The sequence below is a fragment of the Paenibacillus sp. JT31N11 genome (assembly GCF_056269285.1).
The window spans coordinates 188,221-200,697 of the sequence record NZ_JBWDNQ010000010.1 but is presented as its reverse complement, the minus strand read 5'-3'; the positions used below and the strand labels follow the sequence as shown (position 1 = coordinate 200,697).

Annotated in this window: 13 protein-coding genes; 2 read left to right on the top strand and 11 right to left on the bottom strand. The window is 50.5% G+C overall.

The genetic code is table 11. The annotated features are described in order from the left end of the window. Nucleotides 1–64: 64 nt before the first annotated feature. Nucleotides 65–229, bottom strand: coding sequence for a hypothetical protein (locus tag AC0YNV_RS28320; protein WP_475771035.1), 165 nt, complete (start codon nt 227–229; stop codon nt 65–67). A 614-nt stretch (nt 230–843) separates the two neighbouring features. Here AC0YNV_RS28320 and AC0YNV_RS28315 point away from each other — a divergent pair. Beyond that, nucleotides 844–1,071 carry a tyrosine-type recombinase/integrase gene (locus AC0YNV_RS28315; RefSeq protein WP_475771105.1) on the top strand — a complete coding sequence of 76 codons (228 nt, stop codon included), beginning with the start codon at nt 844–846 and terminating at the stop codon, nt 1,069–1,071. Between the two features lie 80 nt (nt 1,072–1,151). On the opposite strand, the gene groL is transcribed toward AC0YNV_RS28315, so the two are convergent. From groL to AC0YNV_RS28275, 8 genes are all read right to left on the bottom strand, one after another. After that, nucleotides 1,152–2,789 (bottom strand): chaperonin GroEL, encoded by a 1,638-nt coding sequence (gene groL, locus AC0YNV_RS28310; RefSeq protein ID WP_475771034.1) that lies wholly within the window; start codon nt 2,787–2,789, stop codon nt 1,152–1,154. 141 nt (nt 2,790–2,930) lie between these two features. Then, a complete protein-coding gene (gene groES / locus AC0YNV_RS28305) occupies nt 2,931–3,212 on the bottom strand; it encodes a co-chaperone GroES (RefSeq protein ID WP_210045165.1) in 282 nt (93 codons plus the stop codon). Between the two features lie 471 nt (nt 3,213–3,683). Next, nucleotides 3,684–4,424: a twin-arginine translocase subunit TatC gene (tatC, locus tag AC0YNV_RS28300; protein ID WP_475771104.1), complete on the bottom strand. Its 741-nt coding sequence runs from the start codon at nt 4,422–4,424 to the stop codon at nt 3,684–3,686. 112 nt (nt 4,425–4,536) lie between these two features. After that, a complete protein-coding gene (tatA, locus tag AC0YNV_RS28295; RefSeq protein ID WP_475771033.1) occupies nt 4,537–4,773 on the bottom strand; it encodes a twin-arginine translocase TatA/TatE family subunit in 237 nt (78 codons plus the stop codon). A gap of 284 nt (nt 4,774–5,057) precedes the next feature. Next, complete coding sequence (locus tag AC0YNV_RS28290) at nt 5,058–6,089, bottom strand: molybdopterin-binding protein (RefSeq protein ID WP_475771032.1); 1,032 nt, start codon at nt 6,087–6,089, stop codon at nt 5,058–5,060. Further along, on the bottom strand, nt 6,086–6,580 hold the full coding sequence (locus AC0YNV_RS28285; RefSeq protein WP_210045167.1) for a MogA/MoaB family molybdenum cofactor biosynthesis protein: 495 nt from the start codon (nt 6,578–6,580) through the stop codon (nt 6,086–6,088). The genes AC0YNV_RS28290 and AC0YNV_RS28285 overlap by 4 nt, the downstream gene beginning before the upstream one ends. A 54-nt stretch (nt 6,581–6,634) precedes the next feature. Continuing rightward, on the bottom strand, nt 6,635–7,108 hold the full coding sequence (moaC, locus tag AC0YNV_RS28280) for a cyclic pyranopterin monophosphate synthase MoaC (protein WP_475771031.1): 474 nt from the start codon (nt 7,106–7,108) through the stop codon (nt 6,635–6,637). Nucleotides 7,109–7,146: 38 nt separating this feature from the next. Beyond that, nucleotides 7,147–7,785, bottom strand: coding sequence for a 5-formyltetrahydrofolate cyclo-ligase (locus tag AC0YNV_RS28275; protein ID WP_475771030.1), 639 nt, complete (start codon nt 7,783–7,785; stop codon nt 7,147–7,149). A gap of 292 nt (nt 7,786–8,077) precedes the next feature. On the opposite strand from AC0YNV_RS28275, the gene abc-f reads away from it, so the two are divergent. Continuing rightward, the gene (gene abc-f / locus AC0YNV_RS28270) at nt 8,078–10,018 is read left to right on the top strand and encodes a ribosomal protection-like ABC-F family protein (RefSeq protein ID WP_475771029.1); all 1,941 of its coding nucleotides are present in this window, start codon (nt 8,078–8,080) and stop codon (nt 10,016–10,018) included. A 473-nt stretch (nt 10,019–10,491) separates the two neighbouring features. On the opposite strand, the gene AC0YNV_RS28265 is transcribed toward abc-f, so the two are convergent. Together AC0YNV_RS28265 and AC0YNV_RS28260 are read right to left on the bottom strand one after the other, a co-directional pair. Continuing rightward, nucleotides 10,492–10,662 carry a hypothetical protein gene (locus tag AC0YNV_RS28265; RefSeq protein ID WP_475771028.1) on the bottom strand — a complete coding sequence of 57 codons (171 nt, stop codon included), beginning with the start codon at nt 10,660–10,662 and terminating at the stop codon, nt 10,492–10,494. Nucleotides 10,663–10,679: 17 nt separating this feature from the next. Further along, on the bottom strand, nt 10,680–12,224 hold the full coding sequence (locus AC0YNV_RS28260; protein ID WP_475771103.1) for a 2-isopropylmalate synthase: 1,545 nt from the start codon (nt 12,222–12,224) through the stop codon (nt 10,680–10,682). Nucleotides 12,225–12,477: the final 253 nt, after the last annotated feature.

Sequence of the window (12,477 nt, the reverse complement as noted above, 5' to 3'; positions counted from 1 at the left end):
GCAATTACCAGCTGCCCCCGAAACTCAGAATCGGAACCATCAAAATAAACCCATTGCTTGGAACCTACAGTTTCAGTTGCCCGCCGGTCTCCCTGATCTTCTGCCACAATATCAAATCCAGCAGATGCCCCAGCCAGCGCTTGAGCTCACGCCAACCAACCGGCTCGTCATTATCGACGGCTTGGCGCATACGGGAAAGAGGTAGTATTGACAATTTGTCATTTGTCATGAAATCACCTCATCAAGTTTGACCCATATCACACAACCCTGCTTATGTTCGTAAGGGATTGGATCCGGCAGGATCATGCGTTCCGCAGCACCCACGCCCATGGCCGCTTGTATTCGATATCACTTGTCCGGACATGGTGCATATCTTTTTGCCTTTCGAGCAAACTTGCAGACCATTAATTTTTTTCGGGAGTAACTGCCAATCTCGCGCCGGATGCGGTGCATTTAAAGCAGAATAAGAAGAAACAAACTGAGGATTAGTGCAAAAAGAGCGAAGATTAGATGAGTGGAAGTGTCACAGGAAGCTGAAGAAGAATTAAGACGAATTAATGCGAACATGAGGTAAAGCCAGAAATGGCTTTTCTTTTTCACAAATAACCAAACGTACACTCCCATCAGGAGGAATGCTATCGATCCGGACGATTGAACTCGATGAGAGCATCATGAAAATGGTCAAGGCCCTTATAAAGCGTTAGACCAAGATGCGAATGGTGGCTAAGAATTTTGACCCCGAGTATCATGATAATAAATTCATCTTCTGCAACGATAAGGGTTACCCCTTTGTTCAGAAATTTGTTCAGACACGAATGGACAGAATCTTAAGAAGAAACGGACATTCGTAAAAAGGCCACTCCTCATATTTTCCGCCGCACACATGTAAGCATGTTGGCTGAAGCTGGTGTCGATCTTCCTACAATCATGCAACGCGTTGGGCATGATGATTCCAAGACAACGTTGAAAATCTATATACATATTACGGAGAGGATGCAAAGGAACACATCTGAAACGGTGAATGTTCACTTCTCGGAACTTCTCAATGGAGCTATTTTGCAAGGTATGTGAGGTTTTTGTGGGTTTTATACAAAAACGGGACCCCGAAGGGTCCCGTTTTCCTTGATATATAAGGTTTTTTGGTCGGATGATTACATCATGCCGCCCATGCCGCCCATACCACCCATGCCGCCCATGTCAGGCATGCCTGGTTTGTCTTTTTCCGGTTTGTCGGCAACAACCGCTTCGGTTGTCAGGAACATCGCTGCAACGGAAGCTGCGTTTTGCAGAGCGGAACGCGTTACTTTCGCAGGGTCAACGATACCGGCTGAGAACATATCAACCCACTCGCCAGTAGCAGCGTTATAACCAACGCCCACTTTCTCGCCTTTCAGACGCTCAACGATAACGGAGCCTTCTTGGCCTGCGTTCGCTGCAATCGTGCGTACAGGCTCTTCCAGAGCGCGCAGAACGATGTTAACGCCTGTTTTTTCGTCGCCCACAGCATTAACGGCTGCAACTGCTTTATATACGTTCACGAGTGCAGTACCGCCACCGGATACGATACCTTCTTCAACCGCTGCGCGGGTGGAGTTAAGAGCATCTTCGATGCGCAGTTTGCGCTCTTTCAATTCGGTTTCTGTTGCTGCGCCGACTTTGATTACAGCTACGCCGCCGGACAGCTTGGCAAGACGCTCTTGCAGCTTCTCACGGTCGAAGTCGGAAGTTGTTTCTTCCAATTGCGTGCGGATTTGATTGATGCGAACATCAATATCCGATTTTTCGCCGCTGCCGTCAACAATGATCGTGTTTTCTTTCGTTACACGAATCTGGCGAGCGGAACCGAGCTGCTCAATCGTTGTGGATTTCAGATCAAGACCAAGCTCTTCCGTGATCACTTGACCACCTGTCAGAGCGGCAATGTCACCCAGCATCGATTTGCGGCGGTCGCCGAAGCCTGGAGCTTTTACGCCTACGCAAGTGAATGTTCCACGCAGCTTGTTGAGAACCAGAGTTGCCATTGCTTCGCCTTCGATATCTTCAGCAATGATCAGAAGCTGTTTGCCGGATTGGACCACTTTCTCCAGAACCGGTAAAATTTCTTGGATGTTCGTAATTTTTTTATCGGTAATCAGGATATATGGGTTATCGAGTACAGCTTCCATTTTATCCGTATCGGTAATCATATACGCGGAAACATATCCACGGTCGAACTGCATACCTTCAACCACTTCAAGCTCCGTTACGAAGCCTTTGGATTCTTCAACCGTGATAACGCCGTCGTTGCCGACTTTATCCATAGCTTCTGCAATCAGCTGGCCGACTTCTTCGTCACTGGACGAGATAGAAGCAACCTGAGCGATCGACTGTTGTCCTTCGATTGGTTTTGCGATGGATTTCAGTTCTTCAACAGCTGCGCGAACCGCTTTTTCGATACCTTTGCGGATAACCATCGGGTTAGCGCCCGCCGTTACGTTTTTGAGACCTTCGCGGATCATTGCTTGCGCAAGAACCGTAGCAGTCGTTGTTCCGTCACCGGCAACATCATTGGTTTTGGTCGCTACTTCTTTAACAAGCTGTGCGCCCATGTTTTCGAAAGCATCTTCCAATTCGATTTCCTTGGCAATGGATACACCATCATTGGTGATCAGCGGGCTGCCGAATTTTTTCTCCAGAACCACGTTGCGGCCCTTAGGACCAAGTGTAACTTTAACCGCATTTGCAAGAGCGTCGACTCCGCGCAGCATTGCGCGACGAGCGTCTTCGCCAAACTTAATTTCCTTAGCCATTGTCAAATTACCTCCTAATTAATGATCGTTCCAGTTCGTCCAAGCGGCACTACGCCGCCTTCCATGCTGTGACAAGCCAAGGGAGGCTTGCCCCAAAAATATGAAGTAAAAACCATGTATGTTTGAGTCAAAGCACGCGGCTTATCCCAGGATTGCGTGGATGTCGCTTTCTTTCATAATCAACAATTCTTTACCTTCGTATTTCACTTCGGTGCCGGCATACTTGGAGAACAACACGCGATCGCCTTCTTTTACTTCAAGAGCGATGCGGGCGCCGTCTTTAAGCGTACCGCTTCCTACAGCAATAACTCTGCCTTCTTGCGGCTTTTCTTTCGCCGTGTCTGGCAGCACAATTCCGCTAGCTGTTGTTTCTTCTTTCGCGATTGGCTCAACCAATACGCGCTCACCCAAAGGTCTGATCATGAAAATAGCCTCCTTTTGATTTTGTTGCTCAATTCATATTAGCACTCGCAACTGTTAAGTGCTAACAACCATTTTTAATAATACCGATTTTGCTTCTGAATTTCAAGTGCCTAAAGGACAATTTGCGGGAAATTTACAGTTCATGACGCAGAGCTTCTTCATAAATGCTCATGAATAAGCAGAAAAGCGCCCCGTTTACTCTAAAAAAGAGCAGGTTTTTCCATTATCCGTTGGAATTAGAAATGAATACGGTTAGGGATTCCGCCAAGCAAAAGAAAAAACGGCCATCACCGCCCTCTGTCAGAGATGCTGGTCTCTGCCCTATAGATCTTATAGCCATGGATAGAGATTAAACTTACACCGCCTATAAAGTAAAAAAAGACAGGCTCAAGAATGCTTGAACCTGCCTTTTGGTTATTGGGGCCTGATGATAATAAAGTCATCATGTCCGCATATAAGCGAAAGAGCCTCTTAGGTTGCTCCGAACTCCTCTTCCCACTGACGGTCGCGTTCCAGCTGTTTCCGGTAAACGACGCTCGAGAGCAGCACGCTCGCTTCATAAAGAAGAATCAGGGGAATTGCTACCAGTAAATCCGAAATGAAGTCCGGAGGCGTGATGACAATACCGATCAAGATGAGAATAAAGTAAGCAAGACGCCGCATTTTGCGCAGACGCTTGGGATTCAGAATACGCAGCTTGGTCAGAAACATAATGACAAGGGGCAGTTCAAAAAGCAGCGATATCGGGAGTAAAATGTTGAACATAAACGCAAAATATTGTGTAACCCCGTAAGTCTCCTCCAGATTCAAATGCTTCGCCACACTCGTTGTAAATGTAAACGCCATTGGAAATACAACGAAATAGGAGAACGCGAGCCCAATCAGAAACATAATGAGCGCAAAGGGGACAAACAGAAGCGCAGACTTCTGTTCCTTGATTCCCAAAGCGGGTTTCACGAAAGCCCAAGCCTGATAAAAGATAAACGGAAGCACAAGAACAAGCGCGATTACCAGCGCAAATTTCATATACATGCCAATTCCATCCCACAGGGAAAACGCATGCAGCGTCATTCCATTGACGGGCTCCTGGCTCATCAGATAATCATAAGCGGGATTGGCCACCAGCAATCCGATAATCATGCCAAGCACCAGCACAAGAATAATATAGATCAGCCTGCGTCGAAGCTCGCCGATATGTTCAAACAGCGTCATCAGCTGCACTTCGCGGGAAGGCTGCTTATCGGATTCTGTCACCGCGCCTGCACCTCTCTTTCTCACTTCGTTCTTAATGGGAGGGATTCATTCTCACAAAAAAAGCGAGCCCCTACTCCGGGAGTCGCTTATTGTCCGTTTGATCTTCGACTTTACGGTTGACGTCGCTCCGGCTCACTTCTTTACGGTCCTTATCGTCATCATCCATCAAATCTCTGGCACCGGCCTTGAATTCCTTCAATGTGCGGCCAAAAGCGCGGCCAAGCTCCGGCAGTTTGTTCGGTCCAAACAGCAGCAGAGCAACGAGCACAAGAAGAATAAATCCTGTAACACCAATTCCGCTAAACATGTTTTCTTAACCTCCTAAAAGCTTTACGAAGTAAAGCTCACTCCGTAAGCATAAACCAAGCTTTACGAAGTAATGTTCAATTCGTAAGCATAAGCCAGACTTTGCAAGCAAAACTTGCTCCGCATCCGCCGGGCTTTACAAAGTAATGCATATTCCGCATGCATGAGCTGCACAATTCAGGTACAGCTGACAGGCTTCACTCTCACGCAGCCCGTTATAAGATCTGCTTCAACAGTTAACGTTTCTTCCCAGTCCTTGGTCTCTTACCTCGCGCTGGCGGCATGTCAGCAGTTGTATAACCCGCCGTAACCCATCTGCACGATATCTTCTTTGGTTATGATGTCGCCCGCAAGAACGCGCGGCAGCAGGACGTCAAAAGAAGTATACGGATCATGCATCACACAGCCGGGTAAACCCATAATCGGCACACCGTCGATGTAACCGACAAGCAGCATGGAACCCGGTAGCATGGGGGTTCCGTAGCTGACGACTTCTGCTCCCGCTTCTTTGATGGCGGCTGGCGTGCGATCATCAGGATCCACGGACATTCCGCCTGTTACCACTATCATATCATACCCCTGTGCCAGCAAATAGTGTATTTCCTTGACAATTGTATGGCGATCATCAGGGGCAAAGCGCTGCTCCGCGATCTCGGAGCCCAAGCGCTCCACAATGCGCCGGACAGCCGGGCCGAATTTATCTTCAATCCGGCCTGAGAAGACCTCGCCGCCGGTTGTCAGCATACCGATCCGGAAGCTGCGAAGCGGCCTGACGCGAACCGGCCCGCAGCCTTCATGCAGCGTGCGGTAATTGTCGACGAGAGCCTCGACACGTTCAATCTTGGCCTTCGGAACAACGAGCGGGATCACCCTGGTAGCCGCCAACGGCCTGCCGGGCATTACGACCGAATGTGTTTTCAGGGTAGCAAGCGCAATCTCGCCCAGTTCATTAATGGCGTGAACAAGCGACGCATCAATGACAGCAAGAGCCGGGGAGGTCAGGTTTGACTTGATGGAGACCTTGCCTTCATGAGGCTCTGACAAGGCCGTTCCATCTCCCTGAAGGGCAAGCGCCATACGCTGGGCGGCATCATCTTCATGAAGTTCGCCTTCGCCCAGCTCTATAATATAGATATGTTCTTTGCCGATATCGAGAAGCTTAGGAATATCCGCTTCCGTGATAACATGCCCTTTTTTAAACAATCGTCCCTTGAACTGCCCTGGTATGATCTGCGTCAGATCATGCGCCAAGCGCAGTCCAACAGCCTGCTCGACCGGCACTTCCTTAAGCTGTGTGCCGTTTATTGGAAAATTCACTCGTTATGGTCCCCCGTTCGCCCTGATAAAATGCTAAGGGCATGAGGAAGCTGGTCCATGATCGCCATCAAATTCTCATGAACACCCTTAGGACTTCCAGGCAAATTGATAATTAATGAACGGCCGCGGATTCCGCAAACGCCCCTGGAGAGCATGGCACTTCTCGTACGCTGCATAGCCCCCAGCCTCATGGCCTCGGCTAGTCCCGGAACGATACGCTCAATGACCTTCAAGGTTGCTTCTGGTGTCAGGTCCCTCGGAGCAAGACCTGTTCCGCCGGTCGTGATGACCAGATCCGCTTGATAATAATCCGTCATTTCGATAAGCGCAGCCATAATTTCATCCTGCTCATCGGGAACGATGCGGTAATCGATAATTTCCCCGCCCAATTCCTCTTCAACCAGTTCCCGGATCACCTGCGCGCTCGTATCCTCCCGCTCACCGCGCGATCCTTTGTCGCTTGCCGTTAACAACGCTACTTTCCACCGCATGTGCTTCTCCCCCGATCGATCCGATGCTACCGATTAGAAAACACCTGTATTTTATCATTTTGCATGAATGTAGTCGCCGTTCTTCCCTCCGCTTTTGGAGACCAGATACGTCGCCCCGATGACCATATCCTTCTGCAGGGCCTTGCACATATCGTAGACCGTAAGGGCAGCAGCCGACACTGCCGTTAAAGCTTCCATTTCGACGCCGGTTTTGCCCGTTGTTTTCACTGTTCCTTCTATATATAACTCGTCCACTCCATTATCGGCAAACGCGAGGTTGACGCCGGTTAACGGAAGAGGATGGCACATCGGAATGATATCCGATGTTTTCTTGGCTGCCATGATACCTGCAACCTGTGCAACGGACAGCACGTCGCCTTTGCCGATTGTTCCAGCCTTGATGCGTGAGAGAGTCTCAGGCGCCATAGCCACGCTTGTTCGCGCAACCGCGACACGGGCCGTAACTTCTTTATCTGATACATCGACCATGCGGGCCCTGCCTTGTTCGTTAAAATGGGTCAAATCCATCGTTTGCTCCTTTCCAACTGCTCATGGACAAGAATTTGTCAGCGGTTAATGATGCGCATGCCCTGCTCGGTGATCATGGCCCCAATACGGGCATCAAGCACCTCCATCGGTACTTCCTCCTGCAGCTGCGACTCGAAGCCAAGTCCGATCCAGGGCGGAAGCGGTTTGCCAACCCGCAGCGCCTGCTCCGTCAACTGTTCCCGGTAGCGGTCATAATAACCTCCGCCATACCCGAGTCTGCCGCCCTGCAGGTCAAAAGCCAGTCCCGGAACAAATATCGCATCCGGAATGAAATCCGGCCCGCAGCGCTCCGCCTGACTCACATCAGGCTCGAGAATGCCATAGGCTCCAGGAGCAAGTTCCTCCCAGCTCTTGAGCAGATAAAGCTCCATAGAGCGGTCAGATGGCTCACAGCGCGGTACAATAACGGACAGCCCGGTCTGCCAGCCCCATTCGATCAGTTCACGGGTATCAAGCTCGGAACGGAATGGAACATAAATCATAAAGCTGGCGATAGTGTCCGATAATTGACTCAACCAGTCAATTGCGCTTCTGCAGGCCTGACTGGACCACTGTGTCCGAAGCTCCTCTGGAAGAAGGCTGCGGCTTGCGGCCGCCGCCGTTCGGACTGCTTTCTTTTGTCCAAAAATCCCTGCTGCGTCCTCACCTTTCGCCATTACAGCCGCCTTGCCTTTCTGAAGAAACGCCATGATCCTGAAGAGCTGATTATGTAAGAAGAATCGGCTGCACACATCTAAGGTGGCAGAGTTTAGCTTCTTCACTCAAAGGCCATTTCTTGATGTCATAGTTGTTTCTTAGTTTACCACTGTTGACCAGTTTTCGCCAATGGTCAGAAGAGCTGCTTTTACTCAAGCCAACATGACCCGAATATGTCGCGTCGGCAGCAATTTTCATGTAAACTAACAATGTAGAAACAGCAAGTTTACGATTCTGGAGGTTTATTCATTTATGCTTCTTCAAATATCGGATATTTCCAAAAGTTACGGGGTAACCAGCATCCTCTCCCAAATCACCTTCCAGGTCCTTCCACGCGAGCGGGTTGGGCTGGTAGGAGTCAATGGCGCAGGCAAGTCGACGCTGCTGCGTATCATTGCCGGGGAGATCTCAGCCGATTCCGGCTCCGTCTACAAAGCGAAGGAGACAACCATCGGCTATCTCGCCCAATCCAGCGGACTTAAGTCCGAACGTACCATCGAAGCGGAAATGCGCGCCGTTTTTGCCCATTTGACTGATGCGGAGCGGGAGCTCCGTTCCTTGGAGCTGCAGATCGCGGATCCGGAGCTTCAATCGAATCCCAAGTTGTATGAACAGACGCTTGAACGCTACTCCAAATTGTCGGATTGGTTCCGGGAACAGGGCGGGTTTGTGATGGAGACCCGAATCCGCAGCATATTGTACGGCATGGGCTTCAGCCAGTTTCCACCGGATACGGTTATTTCGACATTAAGCGGCGGGCAGAAAACAAGGCTGGCACTGGCCCGCATTTTATTGCAGGCCCCTGACCTGCTCATGCTGGACGAGCCAACCAATTATCTGGATATTGAAACATTGACATGGCTTGAGGATTACTTGCGCGGTTATGACGGCGGAATTCTCGTTGTTTCCCATGACCGCTACTTCCTGGACGCAGTGGTACAGACCATCGTGGAAATTGAGCGCCACACAGCAAAGCGGTATACAGGCAATTACAGCCGCTATATTGATATCAAGGCTGCAGAGTATGAAGCTCAGATGAAGCAGTTCGACAAGCAGCAGGATGAAATTTCGCGTCTTGAGGATTTTGTCCAGCGCAATATTGTGCGTGCTTCGACAACCAAACGGGCGCAAAGCCGGCGTAAAGCGCTCGACAAGATGGAACGTCTCGACAAGCCGCTCGGAGACCTGAAGAAGGCTCATTTTTCTTTTGAAATCGACCGCCATAGCGGCAATGACGTGCTTGATGTGACGGATCTTGCAATACGTTTCACCGAACGGGACCAGCCGCTTTTCCAGCATGTCACATTCCGCTTGGAGCGGGGAGAAAATGTCGCTCTGATCGGTCCGAACGGTATCGGCAAATCGACACTGCTGAAGGCGCTTGTCGATCAACAGCCTATTGCCGGAGGCTCAATCCGCTGGGGCACCAATATCAAAATCGGCTATTACGATCAGGAGCATAAGGAGCTTAATCCTGCCAACACGGTGCTGGAGGAGCTTTGGAATGCATATCCGGGCATTGAGGAAGCCCGCATACGCACAGTGCTGGGCAATTTCCTCTTTAGCGGGGATGATGTCAAGAAACGCGTCGGTTCTCTCAGCGGTGGCGAAAGAGCGCGCGTATCGCTGTCCAAGCTTATGCTGGCACGAGCCAATATGCTTATTCTGGACGAGCCCACGAACCATCTTGACCTGTACAGCAAAGAGGTTTTGGAGTCTGCGCTGCTCGATTATGACGGTACCTTGCTGTTCATTTCCCATGACCGGTATTTCCTTAACAAGATGGCGGAGCGCATTGTCGAACTGACCCCAGGCGGCACCCAACATTTCCTGGGAAATTACGACGAAATGATTGAGAAAAAACAGGAAACCAGTGAACTGCTCATGGAATCGCTATCATTTTCACAGGGAAAAGTCGGAAAAGCGTCTGAAGCTCATGAAATATCGGCGCCTACCTCCTACGAAACCGACAAACAAGCAAAACGCGAGGAGCGGAGCCGACAAAGAAAGCAGGAGCAGCTGGAGCAGGATATCGCAAGGCTGGAGGGGGAAATCACAGAGCTGGAGCAGCAGCTTGTCGATCCCGCCATATTCAATGATTATGTGAAGGTTCAGAGCATTCAGTCCGACATGGACAGCAGAAGAGAAAAGCTTCAGGCAGCCTATGATGCATGGGAGGAACTGCTTGGTTAATGAACAGGCAGCTAACATAATGAAGCCCCCGCAGCGCCGGCAAAGCGAAGCGGGGGTTTTCGTTTATTTGCATGGCGCACACCTGTAATCTGCGGCTGTAGCGCAGCTTGTGGCCACATCAGGATATTCTGTTAGATTTTGATCTATCCACTTATTCCACAGGTTTATCCACAGCTGCTGAAGAATTGTTCAGCAATTCTGCCATTAATGATGTTAACTACAAGCAATAAACCCGCTATTTTTCTTTATCTGCCCACATGTGGATAGAAAACTGAAACTTTTACACACATTATCCACATTATCCACAATCGGGTTGTGAAAAACTTATCCCGCTTTTGTGCACATTGTAAACGCCCTGTAAATGCCGCTTTGCGCTGTTTATTCACATCTATGCACATTTTCTGTGGATAACAATGTGTATAACCAAAAACAGCCTGAATTAACGCTTTGTTTATCCCCGTAACGTCCCCAAATCATGTTCGTCTTCCTATATATAAGAGGTGAGACGACGAACCCAGAATAGAAGGATCCTCTGCCGCTTCCAGAAGCATGCGGTTCAATTGACGGCAGGCTTCATCACCAGGCTCGCGGTCAAGCCTTCCCCACTCATCAAACGAGCTGTAATAGCTGATCACCGGATCCACCCGTCCTCACCTCCCGATTACTCCGCTTTTGTACGCAGCTCCGGATTCGATTGACCGCCAAGCAGCTGCTGGTTGCATGCCGCCACATAGGCCTGGGCTGCAGCAAGAATGATGTCGTTATGAACCGCGGTTCCGCGATAACGGCGATTGTTATGCAGCATGCTCACAATCGCTTCTCCGCGTGCGTCCTCACCTGTGGATAAGGAATGCAGCTCCAGATCCTCGAACTCGCCTGCGACCGGGATCGCCTGCTGAATGCAGTGGATAACCGCTTCGAGCGGACCGGTTCCCGTTCCGGTATACGTCCGCTCCTCCTGCGAATCGCGCTCGCGAATCGTAACCGAAGCGATGCGGGAACGCTGGGTGCCTGCCAGCACCTGCAGATCCACCAGCACAAAAGGATCATGCTGGATATCCGTCGTTTCGCTGGCCAGGCGGATCAGGACATCATCGGGAACCAGCTTGATTTCGTCCGCTTTTTCGACAAAGCGGTTATACAGCTCCAGCAGCTCCGTTTCATTCAATGTGATGCCGTATTCAGCCAAACGGTGCTTCAGGGCATGGCGTCCGGAATGCTTGCCCAGCACAATCATGCTGCGCGGAATGCCCATAGCTTCCGGATCCATAATTTCATAGGTATTGCGGTTTTTGAGCAGGCCGTCCTGATGAATCCCCGACTCGTGCTGAAAAGCGTTGCGGCCGACAATCGGCTTATTGTAGGCAATCGGAAAATTCATCGCCCGGCTGACCATCCGCGAGGTTTCAAAAATCTCGCCTTGTACAATGCCCGTCTCAGCGCCGATAACAGATTTGCGCGTCTCAATCGCCATCACAAGCTCCTCCAGCGAACAGTTGCCGGCGCGCTCGCCGATTCCGTTGACCGTAACCTCGATCTGCGTTGCCCCCGCCTGGATGGCTGCCAGGCTGTTGGCGACCGCGAGACCCAAATCATTGTGGCAATGCGCGCTGTAGCTCACATTTTCGCCGCCGCGCGCCTGATTGCGGACACTGCGGAACAGCTCGCCGTATTCCTCCGGCATCGCATAGCCAAGCGTGTCGGGCAAATTAATAATCGTCGCGCCCTCCGAAATAACAGCCTCCACCATCTCAATGACAAAATCCCGGTCCGACCGGCTGGCATCCATGCAGGAAAATTCAATCTCGTTCACAAACTGCTTGCCGTAAGCGACCATTTCCCGGGCGATTTGTACGACCTCTTCCTTCGATTTGCGCAGCTGGTAGGCAAGATGAATGTCTGAAGAGGACAGGAACAGATGAAGCCGGCGCCTTGCGGCATCCTGGGTAGCGCGGACTGCAGAATCGATATCGGCTTTCACCGCACGGGCGAAGCCGACAATTTCGACATTTTGCAGCTCGCGGGATACCTGCTGGACCGCGGCGAAGTCGCCAGGGCTGGAAATCGGGAAGCCCGGTTCAATCACGTCGATGCCAAGCTTCGCCAACTGGCGGGCGAGGATGATTTTTTGCTCCGGCGCAAGGGATGCTCCAGGGGACTGCTCCCCGTCACGCAGCGTCGTATCGAATATGCGGATACGTTTCATAACGGATTCAGACGTTTGCTGATTGGGGTTGACCGGTTGATTTGTCATAGGATTAGCCTCCTTAAATGTTTAACGCATTATTTTTGGTAATGAACTGTTAAGAAACGGCTGTCGCTGTCCTCTGACTGCTAGCCAAGTTTCTTCCCTCCGGACTGGAAGCAAAGCATAATGGAGTGGTATACTTTCTTATTTTTCAAAAAAAACAGCCTGTCGTCTCTTGTTGATCAAGAGACGACAGGCTGTTTGTGCAGCT